14 protein-coding genes are annotated in these 13,219 nt (G+C 59.3%); all 14 read right to left on the bottom strand.

Annotated features, from left to right (window positions below; genetic code table 11):
• Positions 1 to 864: 864 nt before the first annotated feature.
• Entirely contained in the window at positions 865 to 1,257 is a 393-nt protein-coding gene (locus TBK1r_RS00715) for a hypothetical protein (RefSeq protein ID WP_145207066.1), read from the bottom strand.
• Positions 1,258 to 1,273: 16 nt separating this feature from the next.
• On the bottom strand, positions 1,274 to 4,129 hold the full coding sequence (gene mobF, locus TBK1r_RS00710) for a MobF family relaxase (protein ID WP_145207065.1): 2,856 nt from the start codon (positions 4,127 to 4,129) through the stop codon (positions 1,274 to 1,276).
• Positions 4,130 to 4,293: 164 nt separating this feature from the next.
• Complete coding sequence (locus tag TBK1r_RS00705; protein ID WP_145207064.1) at positions 4,294 to 4,755, bottom strand: hypothetical protein; 462 nt, start codon at positions 4,753 to 4,755, stop codon at positions 4,294 to 4,296.
• Between the two features lie 103 nt (positions 4,756 to 4,858).
• A complete protein-coding gene (locus TBK1r_RS00700) occupies positions 4,859 to 5,158 on the bottom strand; it encodes a hypothetical protein (protein WP_145207063.1) in 300 nt (99 codons plus the stop codon).
• A 52-nt stretch (positions 5,159 to 5,210) separates the two neighbouring features.
• Positions 5,211 to 5,513: a hypothetical protein gene (locus TBK1r_RS00695; protein WP_145207062.1), complete on the bottom strand. Its 303-nt coding sequence runs from the start codon at positions 5,511 to 5,513 to the stop codon at positions 5,211 to 5,213.
• A 79-nt stretch (positions 5,514 to 5,592) separates the two neighbouring features.
• Positions 5,593 to 6,327 carry a hypothetical protein gene (locus TBK1r_RS00690; protein WP_145207061.1) on the bottom strand — a complete coding sequence of 245 codons (735 nt, stop codon included), beginning with the start codon at positions 6,325 to 6,327 and terminating at the stop codon, positions 5,593 to 5,595.
• Positions 6,328 to 6,330: 3 nt separating this feature from the next.
• Positions 6,331 to 8,022, bottom strand: a complete 1,692-nt coding sequence (locus TBK1r_RS00685; RefSeq protein ID WP_145207060.1) for a type IV secretory system conjugative DNA transfer family protein — start codon at positions 8,020 to 8,022, stop codon at positions 6,331 to 6,333.
• 99 nt (positions 8,023 to 8,121) lie between these two features.
• On the bottom strand, positions 8,122 to 8,496 hold the full coding sequence (locus TBK1r_RS00680) for a hypothetical protein (protein ID WP_145207059.1): 375 nt from the start codon (positions 8,494 to 8,496) through the stop codon (positions 8,122 to 8,124).
• Between the two features lie 7 nt (positions 8,497 to 8,503).
• Positions 8,504 to 8,881 carry a hypothetical protein gene (locus TBK1r_RS00675; protein ID WP_145207058.1) on the bottom strand — a complete coding sequence of 126 codons (378 nt, stop codon included), beginning with the start codon at positions 8,879 to 8,881 and terminating at the stop codon, positions 8,504 to 8,506.
• Positions 8,882 to 8,963: 82 nt separating this feature from the next.
• Positions 8,964 to 10,370 carry a hypothetical protein gene (locus TBK1r_RS00670; protein WP_145207057.1) on the bottom strand — a complete coding sequence of 469 codons (1,407 nt, stop codon included), beginning with the start codon at positions 10,368 to 10,370 and terminating at the stop codon, positions 8,964 to 8,966.
• A 37-nt stretch (positions 10,371 to 10,407) separates the two neighbouring features.
• A complete protein-coding gene (locus TBK1r_RS00665) occupies positions 10,408 to 11,583 on the bottom strand; it encodes a hypothetical protein (protein ID WP_145207056.1) in 1,176 nt (391 codons plus the stop codon).
• A 119-nt stretch (positions 11,584 to 11,702) separates the two neighbouring features.
• Positions 11,703 to 12,503, bottom strand: coding sequence for a class I SAM-dependent methyltransferase (locus TBK1r_RS00660; protein ID WP_145207055.1), 801 nt, complete (start codon positions 12,501 to 12,503; stop codon positions 11,703 to 11,705).
• A 121-nt stretch (positions 12,504 to 12,624) separates the two neighbouring features.
• Positions 12,625 to 12,768, bottom strand: coding sequence for a hypothetical protein (locus TBK1r_RS38075; protein ID WP_419580820.1), 144 nt, complete (start codon positions 12,766 to 12,768; stop codon positions 12,625 to 12,627).
• 203 nt (positions 12,769 to 12,971) lie between these two features.
• Positions 12,972 to 13,219 (bottom strand): hypothetical protein (locus TBK1r_RS38070; RefSeq protein ID WP_419580819.1); only part of this gene is annotated, 248 nt, incomplete at its 5' end.

The raw sequence follows: 13,219 nt of genomic DNA, 5'->3' as shown, positions 1-13,219 counted from the left end.
ACGGGTCTCCCCGTATGCTGCGTCTTAGGGTTATTGGCTGTACTTGCTTACGGTGGCAGCCAAATGTCCTTGCCATGGAATCGGACGAATGACTTTTGTGCTATTCGTCCGATTCCGGCTTCTTTCCGGAGGGGGTATTCCGGATCTGGATCGTCACGGAGCCATTCCTACCAAAGTTTTCCCACTTCAGGTGTACGCCAAAGAATCGACGACACCTCGTAGCGAGCATGGATTTCAGGCTCATCACGAGCATCCAGGTCTTGCAAAAAATCATCGCGATTGATGTTTTCATCGCTGTCCAGGAGTGTGTGAAGACGAAGGATTGGCTGCGACCACCGCAGCGCTGAAGCCGATGGGCGGCTCCAATCCGAAAGTTGTGTCACTGACAGTTCTGATTTTCGAGGATATCGATCGATGCGCGGACATCTTCGCGGCATCCTCGCACTCACGAACTGAGCCACTCTAGAAATGTCTGCGCCAACAGGTCACATGCAAGGCTGACGCAACCAGCTCGTTCGAGCACGTTATCGCGGTATCAGACAGGTGGTTTACACCCGCGGCTTCCCAGTAGTTCTGAGAATAGATCGGAACGGTCGGTTTCGTGTTTACACGCAGCGCCGGGCGATCCGCCGGTGATGGTCGCCCATCTCTTCGGCGACTCTTGGAGCGTATCAAAAACTGGAGAATACTCAGGCAGTGTGATTTACAATCCGGCGGCATTTTTGGCCGATTGTAAAACGCGGTTTTGGACCGCCGAGGGGCAGAAGACGCTGATCTACTCAAAATTCGATCGTTGAATTCGCCCCTCTCGCTCGTCAGATGGCGGCAATACCGGATCAACGGTCGCCAAATCAAAACCTCCGCTCACAATTGCGGACCCGTCAACGCTTCCACGGTGATCTTCTCGATCGATGGGGCGTCTTCGGGATGATCGAACGTCCGTGGCCCCATCTCGGTGAGCGATCGCACACGGCTGTTCTGCAGCAGGTCAAAGAGATCGTCCAAGTGACGCCCTTCAATCGTGATCCGGTACTTTTCCATCCCGTAGACAAAGATCTGCAGGTGTCCCGGATCCCGTTTTTGCATTTCGCGAATGTCGGAACTCGCATAGCTGATAACCCGGCCGTCTCCGAAGATCAGTTGCAAGGTCATCGCCGGCGGCTCGCCCGGCGACAGTTTCTTCCAGGGATAATCGGTTGCTTTCGTTGCGAGCGTCCGCCGCGGTATGGTCAGGTTCTCGTTTGATGGGAACGGCATGTGGGTCATGACTCGGCTAGCTCCTTCCTAGGTGCGGGTGCGAATGGGGGGATATATGGCGGGGGACCTGGTCACGAACCAAAGCCGCCTGTTTTCGGGGAACGTGCTTTTGCCACCAATCCCGCACGCGGTCAAAGAATTGGCGCTGCTCGCGCCCCTGCTCGATGCTCATCGCTTGCTCCCGTTGTGGCGTGGGACGCACCAGCTCGGTGGCTGAACGCTGCTGCCCCGCATCACGGATGGCACGACGGACGGCCGCTTTGTCATCAACATAGATCGCTACGTCTTTCTTTCCGCGTGACACGGTCACGTAAAACTGTTTGGCATTCACCGCCGGCAAGGACTGTGACCCGATCGCGGCAATGGACAGATCCCGGTCTTTGCCCTGGGATGCGTGGCTGGTGATGACGTATCCCAGATCAAAATGCCCATAGTCCTTGGACGCTCTCAGGCCGCTTTTGAGGACCAGGTTGCCTACCTTGTCGATAGCTTTGATCTCGTCCAATCGCCCATTGGCGATCTGGCGTTTGCCGTCACTCGCTTTGCCGCCCAAGCTAAAGCGGATTTTGTCGCCCGGCGCAAACGCTATCTCCGTCTCGGTGTAGACCTCAAAACGCTCGACGGCCCCCATCGGAATCGGCTTGCTCTCCCCTGCTTTGCCAACCGGTTGCAGCCGTCGGTCACCCTCACGCCCGCGGACCACGCGGTATCGCTCACCACGCTTGAAACCGCCTTTGACATTTTGGTGGAACTGCACGACCAGGTCCGGTTGATCGTAGGTGATCGCCTGCCCTTTTTGCGCTTCGCTCAGGTTCAGCGATCGCAGCTGCTTAAACACCGTTTCCTCCTTTCCGACCGCCCCCTTGTCTTTTAGCTGCTCGCGGATGTGCTGTGTGACCTCCCGGCCTTCCGCATGCGTCGGCGCCACAATGAGTGTAGAACGGCCGCGTTTGGCGGCTTTGAGATATCGTTTGGCCAAGACCGCGTGACGGTCAGCCCCTGAGATTTCTTTGATCTTGCCCATGCGGTCCAGCAAATCAAACCCGGCCAACATGCCCGTCATACCGGTTTTGTGGTCAATGACCTGGTCCCCCATGCTGATCAGCTCCACCGCCCGCTTGTAGCGGCCTTGCTGCCGCTGCACCTCTTGAATCCTGGCGACGTTCAGCCCCGCTTCGGTCTCCAGCAACCGCATGGCTTCGCCGCGACGCGGCGAGCTGTGCTGCCTTGTGTCGCCGGACAAGATCACGCGTGCTTTCTGCTCGGACGCGATCTTGAAAATGCCGTTCATCGATCTGACATCCAGCAGACCGGCCTCATCGATCCACAGCACCTGGTCTTTTAACGTCGGGTGCAGCTTTTCGTTGCGAAGCAGATGTTCGACCGTTTGGGCGTTCTTGAAACCGTTTTCCTCCAGCACCTCCTTGGCGCCGGTGCTGGGGGCAAACACAAAGAGCTTCTTGCCGCTGTTGGCAATGCCTTCGGACGCTTCTTTCATCAGCGTGCTTTTGCCGGTTCCTGCACCGCCGGTAATCGCCGTGACCGTGTCACGCGAATTCAAGACGTGAAGCACGGCGGACCGCTGCTGGGAATTCAGAAACTCCCGTTTGAAGCGGTGCTCCTGACGCGTCATCCGGTAGCGTGTGCCGCGGCCGTCCCTGGCAAAGCGGATCATGCGGTCTTCGGCCTCCAAGACCTCGCGTGTCGTAATGAACCTGCGGTCCACGCCCCGCACCGCTTCACTGCGTTCAATGACGTTTCGCTCTTGCAGTGCTTTTTCGATCTGCTCGGGCAGGACCGTGACACCGTGTTCCAAAGCGGTGCCTACAATCACCTGTGTTTCGGCGGTGGACTGGCGAAACAAATGATGCTCCACCGCAAACTCAACCGCCTCTCTCGCACGCACCGCATCACTCAGCTTCTTTCCCTTTCCTCCTGCCCCCGCCCGGAGGGCGTCAAACGCTTCGCATTCTTTGCGATCAAGCCGGCTTTGCCAAACGCCTTTCAGCTGCTCCACCGACACCGTTGTGTCTTTCTTCTCGCGGGTTTTCGCGCCGAGCTTGCCTTTGGCCGCGGCGCTGCGGACGTCGCCGGCGGCTGCTTCCGCTTCCACCTGCTCGGTTCTGCGGGCGAATTTCTCGATCGTCGTGCGACGGATCCCTTGCAGCTCCCAGCCGGTTTTGATCTTGCCGCTTTGAGCGAAGGCCACTTTCTCGCACACATAGCCAAGCCGGGTCTCCAGATTTCTGGCAAGCCTGGCTTCGAACTTCGCCTGCAGACAAGCACGCTCGCGGAAGATCTCTTCCGGTTCGGCGGCGTAGTGTTTGCCGGCGTCCATGGTGTGGTTCATGACAAACGCATGGATATGCAAATGCGGATCCGCCACACCGTCAACGGGCCGGGAGGTCTTGTGCAAAAAGTCCGCGTAAACCAGGTTGCCGGTTTTCACCCGCTGCTTGGTGAAGGCATTCTTGCCGTCACGGACGCGCCGGCACATCAGCGGTTCGACGTCTTTGGTCATGGTTTCGTGCACGCTTTGCCGCAAAACCTCTAAGACCGCGTCATCGCCATTGATGGCCCAAGCGAGCGAGACGCTTTTGGGCACCGAGAAGGTGAGATCGAATCCGGGACGCCGGTCGCTACGGATTCGCTGTGCGAGCTGCTTTCCGGTGATCGGGTCTTTGCCCGCTAACAAGGCTTTGAACTGGGCTTTGGTAACCTCGCTTCCTACGCCGAGCCCAAGCAGGTCCGCGCCGCGACCGTTCCAGGTGCCCCCGACTTCGGTCCCAAGGTAGTAGTCCCCCTGGGTCAAGACGGTGTCAAAATACTTCAGTGTTCCGGCGATGGATTTAGCGGGTGTGGCGGTCAACATGGGCGGCAAGGTCAGGGGTTCAGTGACGCATCAAGTGACTTCGGGGAGGGAAAACGCAAGAGTAAAAGTTGGAATAGGCTTGACTCCTAAGCGTGGCTTAGGTGGATTCAGCCTGACCCGATTCCGCGGCTCCCGGCAACCGTTTACCGCCTCGACTGCCGTATTCATCCACAGGGTTTTAAGCCGGCCTCAGACACCGCATCGCGTGCCCCACCGGTGGCCGGGGGCGCCGACAACGACACCTCCCCATCTGGGGAAATCCGGAAGGCGTCAGACGCCAAGCAGCTTCGCAGCAACAACGCAGCGCCGCTGAGGCTAAAGCCCGCCTCTTCTTTGAGCGTGTGCTTGACCAAAGACTCGAGGTCCGCTTTGGCGATCGGTGCGTTGGCTTCGACCAACCGTTGGCACGCCGCCATTACATCGCTTTTGCATGGGGAGGGTCTGCCGGCTTTGCCGCCCTTCTTATGCCTGCCGGGATTTGCCGGCTTCAGTTCTGCGATCGCGGCTTTCAGCTGGTCACGGGCTTGCTTGAGGACGTCCAGCTGCCCAGTGAGGTGCGCGTATTCGCGTTCGATCGGCTCCAGCTGTTGTTCCAGGGCGTGCCGGGCGGTTTCTAAAGCGTCCATCGTCGGGGCCTTTTGGGTGGTGGTGCGTTGGGCGGGAGGAAAAGGAAGAAGGGTCGCAGGGCTGCCTGCTTGGCTTGTTGGGGGCCGCAGGCAGCGATGGGATTTACAGAGAGTCGGCGGTGAGACCAGCTTGCTCGGCGGCATCGAACCAGGCCAAAACCCGGTCGGTGACAACGCAGCGAAAGCATTCGCTGAAGGATGCCTGGGGCTGCACGCTCATTTCTTGCAGGGCAAGGTCGACCACATCGGACTCGCTGAGACCTTCGAGACCCTGCAGGGCTTCGTATTGAATCCACAGCGACGGCGGCATGTAGACCCGCTCGCAGCGGCCATCGGGAAGCGTGACGGTTCGCGTGTTGTTGGCGCGGTAATGCGCTCGTTGATCAGAAGAAATGATGTCCATGATTTCAGTGTGCCAGGTTTTGAAGGAAAGCGCAACTTTGCACAGACGGCGGCTACATGCCCCGGGAAGCGCGATTGAAGGACCGCTTTGCGGTGCCGCGGATGGCCGCTTTGGCAAAATCGCGTTTGATCTTTTCCCGCTGCTTGGCCACGGTGTCGCGGATGGCATCGATGTGCTTTGTGATTTCCTTATCGCGGCTGGGACGCGGCGGATTGGCACCGGAGTATTTGGGGGTCAGATGTTGTTCCGGTTTGGGCTGCGAAAGCAGCGCCCGCAGATCAGCAATCTTCTGCTTGTAGGTCTTCACCGGCACATGATTGGGGCCTCTGGCGGCTTTGTTGAAGATCGGTGTCAAACCGGGGCGCTCTGGGCGAGGAGCTGCTCTGGCTTTGGTTCGCGGTGGTTGATGACGGTCCATTGCAAAGTCCTGCAAGCTAAGGTGAAAAAAAGATGTAACGACGTCCCCGCACACCGGGGCCAAGTCTTGGCGGCGCGTCAACGATGCCACTGCGTTCGGTATCATTTGACGGTGAGGCACTCGGTTGCCGGCTATGATCGACGCGTCCGCGTGGGGTGGCCCGTCCGCGGATGCTGCGCTGCTCCGCCGCATTGCCTGGCGCCGCAATCACGGTCTGTGATGCGAGATCCGGTATCGCGGCGCGTGCCGTAAGGGGGCTGTCGCTTGTGCCATGAACAGAAATCTCTTCAGTCGGCGCAGGTAAAATCGCCCCGGCGTCCCAGCCAGAACCATTCCCGTCGCGGTAACGTGGTGGAATGAAGGAGATCAACGGCGACGTGGACCATTCTGAAAAGTCAAAACAGCCGTGCAGCGGAATGAAAGCGATCGCCGGACGGCCATGCGGATACGCCTCTTCCTCGACGTAGTTCCATCCGCTCAGGCTGACATACATCCCGCCGGCTTGTGCCGCAGCCGGTCCAAAGCGAGCCAGCGGACCGGCAAAGAGCAGTCGTGCGCGAAGATGCGGGATCCCAAGGACCAGGCACAGCGTCAGCACCACCGCGAGGACCAGCAGCGCCTTGCGCAACTTGAACACGACGTCACTGGCAACGCGCCGGGCCGGATCCGCCGGATCGAGACGCAAGTAGCACCACACGGCGATGCCGAGGGTGAGAGCGGCCGTGCAGCCGCTGTAGAAGAGCGTCAACATGGTTCAGCTCCCCTGCGAGGGATTGCGGCCGGCGATGCGTTTCCACTCCCGCCGCGTCCAATACGGCGTCTTTTCAACAATCGTGATCGGTAGATTGGAATGCAGCACCAGGGCCTGACTGGCGGGCAGCTGCCGGATTTCATCATCCCGCAGAACCGGCCGCGTCTTGTGGCTCCAGCTGTGTTTTTGATCAATCGCCGAGCGCTCGCGGCTGTCCATCGGATCGGACATGTTGCCGTCCACGATCGTCGTCTCGCCGGTTTTCTTGGAGAGCATCGCAAGCATCTCCGGCTCGCGAATCCCGGACGCCCAAATCACTTCGCTTGCGCCGATGATTTGCTTGGTGGCGTGGGGGCCATAGACGAGCTCCGTTTGACCCTTCAGGTCCTGGAACGCATTAGCAATACGGAGGCCATATTTGCGATACTCCTCCATGGCTTTGAGTAAATTGGGTAAATATCCGGCGCCGGCGGTTTCATCAATCAATGCGGAAACGCGCGCGGTACGGTCCGGGTGCGCCGCGATCTGTTCAAACAAATGCGAGAGCGTCAGATTGAGGGCGTGTTGGTGGGTTCGGGTCTTCTCGGTCGGATACATCAGGAAGACAACAACCGGACGGTGCTCTTTCAAACGCCACGGCTTCAGTCCCTCGGAGCGAAAGTGCTCTGCCATCTCTCCGTAGTGGTCGTAAAGATCAAGGCCTTGCATGGACGTCCCCAGGTAGCCGGAGAACTGTTCAGGCGCGTTGGCGGCAATATCGGCCAGCCCTCGCGCCTCATCCCCCAGCAAGCCGCCAAAGGCGTCTGACTCGGACGCTTCCTGCAGCCGCTCGGACAACGCGCCGGGGCCTTCCATCAACATGCGGCGGATCATCGGCAAGGTCGGTTCCCGGTCGTGTGCGATCGCGTACAGACCAAGCGTTGAGGACAGTCGTTTTCCACCGTCACGAAAGAACTTGTCTTTGGCATCGTCTTTCGGACTGCCCGGATAGATCAACGACATCTTGCTACGAACGACGCCCGGAATCCGCTTCGGATCCCCGTCCAAATCCAGATCCGACCAGAGATCTAAACCCGCATCGACCACCGGGATCCCGAGCCGATCGCTCATCAGCGCCGGCCAGGGCGTCACCGTCAACACTTCATAGCCGGCCGCCTGCAAGGCAGTGTGAGACACGGCGTACATTTCTCCGGCGGGATCATTCACGATTGTGCTGTGACCAATGCCGCCCAGATACGACGTCGGCAGCAACGAAGGCATGAACACCGACGTCGATTTCTGCGCCGCCGGCGGCCCGATGATCGTGACAGCATTCGGTCCGTCGTAACGCAGCAAACGTGTGTTCCCGCGCTCGTCGGTGTGCTCTCCCAAAACAAGTCCGGTTTCGCCGTACAGGCCGGCCGCCGCCAACTCCCCAAAACTCGCATAGCCGGCATGCGCGAGGGCTGTCCCGGCCTCCTTGAACCCCTTGAAACTCTGCCGCGACTTTGCCAGCAGCCTCAAACCGTCCATGACTTTGAAACTTTGCTGAACGGCGATGGCGACCACCGCGATCAGCGCCAGTGACGCCGCATCCTGACCGGCTCGGGCGTAACGTGACAGAAACATCACCGCCCACACGCACAGACTAACCGCGGCGATGTGCTTGAACGGAAACGTATAGACCTCTTGCGGCCGTGGCGCTGCTTGGCTCATGGAATCCCTTTTTCGTTTTGTGGTGTACGATCTAAATTTGGCGTTCTCAGCTTTGCCGGCTTCACCCGCACAAAGCTCACTCTTTCTTTCCCTCCTGCCCTAGCGGGCAATCCAAAGCATCACACGCCAAAGGACGGTGACGCTCTCGTGACCGAGCGTGATCCAATACGCCGGGTTTGGGCGTTGGCAGTACAGCAACACCGTTGCCACCGCCGCCGCGGCGGCGATCTTGGGGTTGCGGAGCTGCTCTGCGGCCCAAGCGGCCAGCAGAATCAGAACGCAGGCACTCATCAGCAGTGAGAGCACCACGGCCAGTGGTGCTATCCAGACACCCTGCTCACCGAACGCACCCTCGCGGGCCTGACGGGAGGCATAGCCGGACGCCGCGGCAAACAGGGCGGCTTTACCGATTCGGAACACGTGCTGCTCGAAAGTGGTCGCGAATGGAGAGCGATTGGCCGAGTTCCTGGACATGACCGCTCTACTCCTGCGCTTCGAGGTCCTGCGATCCGAGTTCGCCGTAGGGCACGAAAATCAGCGTGGGCAAGCCTTCGCCGTACTCGTTGGCAAACACGCGCCGGCTGTCGCCAAAGCTGACGTAACGTGTGAAGGCGCGGTCTTCCTCACGCAGGGCAGCGCCATCCTTGCCGTCGATGAGCGGTTCGTCCCAACGCAGATACGGCATGCCGATCAGCCATACAAAGACGCCGGTCATGGCGGCAACCAAGACCATCATCGCGATCGTCAGTCCCGGCTTTTTCGGCGGAGTGTCGTCATCCAAGTCAAGAAAGGAGCGGTCCAGGGTGATGGTGCCGGTGATGACCTGGTCGTCGGAGCGGTTGAAAAATCGTTTGAACATCGGGTCTTTCTCATCGAAGGGGGGTGCGAATAAAAAAACATCACCCGGCGCGGTGACCGGGTGATGCGGCAAGCGAGCGTGCTTAGAGCGTGCCCGGCTCGTCGCGTTCGCTGAAGCTGTACAGCGAGACGCGGCGCCAGGCGTCAGTGGCGCGGCGGTTGTTGCGTCCCAATCCGCCGTCTCCCTCGGACACGTTCAGATCGATGACACGCACCTTCCGCTCACCGTTCCAAACGCGGACGATCGTCACCCGCGCCGGGGCCTCGGTGCGATAGACGTTGAGGTACAGCGACAGGTCATGTAACCGGGCATGGTCCACCTTGAGCCATTCCCAATTCTTGAAATCCTCCACGTCCACCTCGCCGGCGGTCTCCGAACGCACCACATCCTTGAAATGCGTGCCCCAGGTCGTCTCTTGATTGTCAAAAAACAATTCTCCCGGGAGCCCGTTGCTGGTCAGGTACATATCGATGTCGCAACTCGGGTCCGCCGAAGTCCAATTGATCGCAATCGCAATGGTCCTGGGATCGTTTTCAGCGGCCGTCAAAACGGCTTCGACGGTTTCGCTGCGGGAGGCATTGATTTCCTTGGTGCGAAGTTTCATCGTGCCAATCCCTTCGGACTCCTCCTCCGCCTCGCTCCAGACCGACACCTCAGCGATCCCCGGCTCCGAATTCACCGCGGCGATCCGATCGATCGCGAACGGCGTCTCGTAGTGAAACAGCAAGGAGGTGTCTTCGGTGGTACGCAACAGTGAACCGCCAAGGGACTGGATATACAGGGCATTAAAACGCCGTACGGCGGCCCGGTGCTGCTCATCAAGGCCGAAGGCCGCGTCCGGAGTCCCCCAGACCACTCGGGTATCCTTGGGAAGCGGCGGCGTGATCTGAAACGGCGAGTGCTTGTAGCCGATCGAGGCATCGGTGGTGACCTTGCCGGGAGCGTGGCTATACCCCTGCTGCTCGGGGTTCAGATACAGCGGATCGCCATAGATCGAAACACGGCAGGGATACTCCGTGCGGCGCAACTTGCGAACCGTTGCCGCCAGCGCCGGCAGATTGACCTGACCCTGTGACGTCGTGTCGGGACGATCAAACGCGTCGTGAATAACCGTCAGTGCCGTGCGCAGGTCGCGATCGCGGATCCGCTTGCGCGGCGATCCCTCCGGCACGACGAGCGATGCCAGTTTCGACTGTTGTTTGCCGACAGCGACGTGAACCCAGGAACCCGGAACGGCCTGCTGAGCGACATACGTAAACAAGGCCCGCTTGGCCAAGTCGGTTCGCTGCTGGTTTTCAGTGGGAGAAAAGACAAACACGGTCTCCGTTCGGCCGGTCTGTTGGATGTCAGATCGATGAACGGCCGTCGTGGTCACGCCCGGCGGCGAAGGTGGTGCGGTACTGGTCGATCGTGACCGCTCGCCGCATCCCGTCAGCTGCAGACACGCCGCAACCAACAGTGGGACGGACAGGGAAATGCGCATACTCATGACAAAGATCTCCAAGGAACCAAGGACAAAAAAGAAACTAGGCGACGGCCGGCAGCACGTCGTCGTCATCGGACTCCGTCGTGGCACGCAGACGGGCGTTGGCGGCGGCCGCGGCGGCTTCGTCTTCAATACGCCGCCGGCGATCCGCGTCTTGCTTGACCAGGCGGTCATAGACACCCAGCACTTGCTCGATCGCGGCGTTCTCGCGGGACTTGATGGCGGCCAAAGCGCCGCCCATGTCGCCGATCAACTCGAAAATGGACCGCTGTGAATCCAGGGCGGTCTTCAACGCCTGGCAGACGTCCTGATACTCCGCCGTCGGGCGAATCTCGTAGCCCAAGAACTGATACCAGGCGTCGCCCAACTTCTTGGCCGCCAAGTAGATCGAAACGGCGAAACTGATCTGGATGGTCCACACCACCGACGTAAACGATGGCCCCGTGCCGGCATCGGCCCGCATGAAGTCCGTTTCCAGCAACGCGTCCAATTTCCAGGCAAACAGATACATCGCCAACGGCGTCGCAACGAGCGCGATCCTGGTCAACCACTTCTCGAAGTTTTTGCGGTTGAGATCGATGTTGGCCGGATCGAGCCACTTGAGCGCGGTGAACGTCCCGATAAAGGGAAGCAGCGCCATGCAGATGGCAATGAATCCGTTGGCGCCCTCCATTTCGGCACGCATGACGTTGAAGGTGCCGATCGCGAGCTCGCCGATGATCCCACTGCCAAACAGCGCGACCCAAAACCCGACCACCAGCAACCGGCCGTATTGCGCCATGGTCAGCTTTCGCAGTGCTTTGGGTTCGGTTCGGCCATTGCGCACACGCTCCGTCCGAGGCGTTTTCTTCTCGGTCTTGTGAAGACGCTGCAGCGTGTCCCGCGAATCAGCAGCCAACGACTTGAGGAACATCACCGTCGTTTCGATGCGCTCTTTCCGCGCCGCGATCGACTCGGTATTCGCCAAGGCGATCGCGAGCGTTTTCAACCGGGCTTCCGGGTTTTTCACCCCCACCACGCCGCGGATGATTTCGGTCGGGAACTGAAGCGGTTCGAGCGGCGTATTGATCCACTCTTTACCGGCGCGCAGGTAACCCCAACGGTCCGGATACTTCCTGGAAACGTGCGGCGCAATCAGTTGCTCCGGAGACGGAGGCGTGGAGTCCGTCCAGGGATTATGCTCGGTATAGCGTTCTTTACTGCTGTGGGTGTCCACGATTGAACCTCAAGGGTTGGATAAAAGCGGTAGGAAAGTCGGCGGGCATCGCAACGCGGTTCGGCGAGGAACCGCGTTGCATCAAAAGGTGGGTGTTCGGATTGTTGACGACGGCCGCGTCAACTGCGACCGACGGAGGTGGGCGGCAGAACCGGTGGCTGCAACTTGACCAGCACATGGAAGGTGAGATCCCAGCCGAGCACGTACTGGCCCCACCGCGATCGCGTGATGCCCAGAATCGACTTCAACGCATCCAGCAACGTGTCAGCATCCATCTCAAGCGAAAGCAGGTTGGTAACGAACGCGACAAGCGAGTCAGTGGTTTCGAATTGCCAGTCCGTTTGCGATGCGTAGGACGCGACGTGAGTCAAGCCGGCGCGGCGGGCAAAGTTCGCCATCATGTCCGGATCGACAAAGTCAAAGTCGTGCCCGGTGGACGAATACTTCGCGACGATCTCGTCAAAAAACCGTTGCGTGCGCGTCCCGTGTTCGACATCAGCGATGACGACCTGACCGCCGCGCCGCAAGATGCGGTGAATTTCCGCCAAAGTGATGGTCTTGTTGGGGACGTGATGAAACGCCGCGAGCGACACCACCAGGTCGATCGATTCCGATGGCAACCCTGTCATATGAAGCGGCGTATTGCGATACTCCACGCCGCTATGGACCGCGGCACCGTCGAGCATATCTTCCGATGCTTCCACCGCGGTGATTTTGGTGGTGTGTGGAAGTGCGTCGACCAAGGCGTCGGTCACGAATCCGTGGCCACTTCCCAAATCCACGACCGAAGCGGTCGGTGGCAAGTCCATCGCTCTGAGCAAGTTTACAATGGCGGTTCGCTCGGCCGACCGCGCGTCCGGGGACAATTTGTGCGCCCACATGTAGCGAGACGCGCGTTCGTCAGAAAATGCAATTCCCATGATTGGTCCTCACAAGGGTTCGGTTGGTGCGCAGCGGTAGCGGTGACCGCTACTGCGGCAAAAAAAATGAGGTGATCGCTAACCGGTTTTCCGGTTAGCGCATGAAAAAAGCGGACACTCCCTAGTTGGGCGGTCCGCTTTCCGTCAGTGCAGCGCTGCGATAGTAGAGTCCGATTCGATAACCGATCGACGATTTCGAATCGATGTTGCAACGAGGTTCGTTCGGCGCGTAGCGGTAGCGCCGAATTGAATTGAGAATTTTCATGAGACCGTGTCGCGAAGGTGGTGACGACGGACCGTCCATGGCCACTCTGGGCAACTCAGCGACACGATCCCCCCCGCGCCGCTCAAAGATAGCCTGATTGTCCTCCCCGACGTCAGCATCACCGGGTACAAGCGGATTCGTTCAGGCACAACTACATCATCACCACTAAAATCCACCAAGTCAACCGCACTTGAAGGATTTAGTCAAAATTCTATTTCTGGGAAGAACGTCGTTGAACCAAGATATTCGGGTGGATCCCCCTCGGTACGCAATTGCAGGCCGTTTTTCCCAGCAGCGCTTAACGTTGCCCTACTGCCTTGGTAACGGATTGCACATACGTGACTTCGCCACGCTTTTGTGAGATCAAGAATCAGTTCACGTTGATCCGTAGTTGGCTTTATTTTCTTGCCTTCCGCCGGATTGGCCCGCGCTCTGAAAAGATCCGTGAGGC

Source organism: Stieleria magnilauensis, assembly GCA_007753675.1.
In the GTDB taxonomy this organism is placed as follows: domain Bacteria; phylum Planctomycetota; class Planctomycetia; order Pirellulales; family Pirellulaceae; genus Stieleria; species Stieleria magnilauensis.
Note: the sequence above shows the minus strand (reverse complement) of the source record. Positions and strands in the feature narration are given on the sequence as shown.

Coding starts and splice junctions, on each gene's coding strand:
- TBK1r_RS00715 (WP_145207066.1), bottom strand. CDS start 1,257: ATGCCGTTCCCATCAAACGAGAACCTGACCATACCGCGGCGGACGCTC.
- mobF (WP_145207065.1), bottom strand. CDS start 4,129: ATGTTGACCGCCACACCCGCTAAATCCATCGCCGGAACACTGAAGTAT.
- TBK1r_RS00705 (WP_145207064.1), bottom strand. CDS start 4,755: ATGGACGCTTTAGAAACCGCCCGGCACGCCCTGGAACAACAGCTGGAG.
- TBK1r_RS00700 (WP_145207063.1), bottom strand. CDS start 5,158: ATGGACATCATTTCTTCTGATCAACGAGCGCATTACCGCGCCAACAAC.
- TBK1r_RS00690 (WP_145207061.1), bottom strand. CDS start 6,327: ATGTTGACGCTCTTCTACAGCGGCTGCACGGCCGCTCTCACCCTCGGC.
- TBK1r_RS00685 (WP_145207060.1), bottom strand. CDS start 8,022: ATGAGCCAAGCAGCGCCACGGCCGCAAGAGGTCTATACGTTTCCGTTC.
- TBK1r_RS00680 (WP_145207059.1), bottom strand. CDS start 8,496: ATGTCCAGGAACTCGGCCAATCGCTCTCCATTCGCGACCACTTTCGAG.
- TBK1r_RS00675 (WP_145207058.1), bottom strand. CDS start 8,881: ATGTTCAAACGATTTTTCAACCGCTCCGACGACCAGGTCATCACCGGC.
- TBK1r_RS00670 (WP_145207057.1), bottom strand. CDS start 10,370: ATGAGTATGCGCATTTCCCTGTCCGTCCCACTGTTGGTTGCGGCGTGT.
- TBK1r_RS00660 (WP_145207055.1), bottom strand. CDS start 12,503: ATGGGAATTGCATTTTCTGACGAACGCGCGTCTCGCTACATGTGGGCG.
- TBK1r_RS38075 (WP_419580820.1), bottom strand. CDS start 12,768: ATGAAAATTCTCAATTCAATTCGGCGCTACCGCTACGCGCCGAACGAA.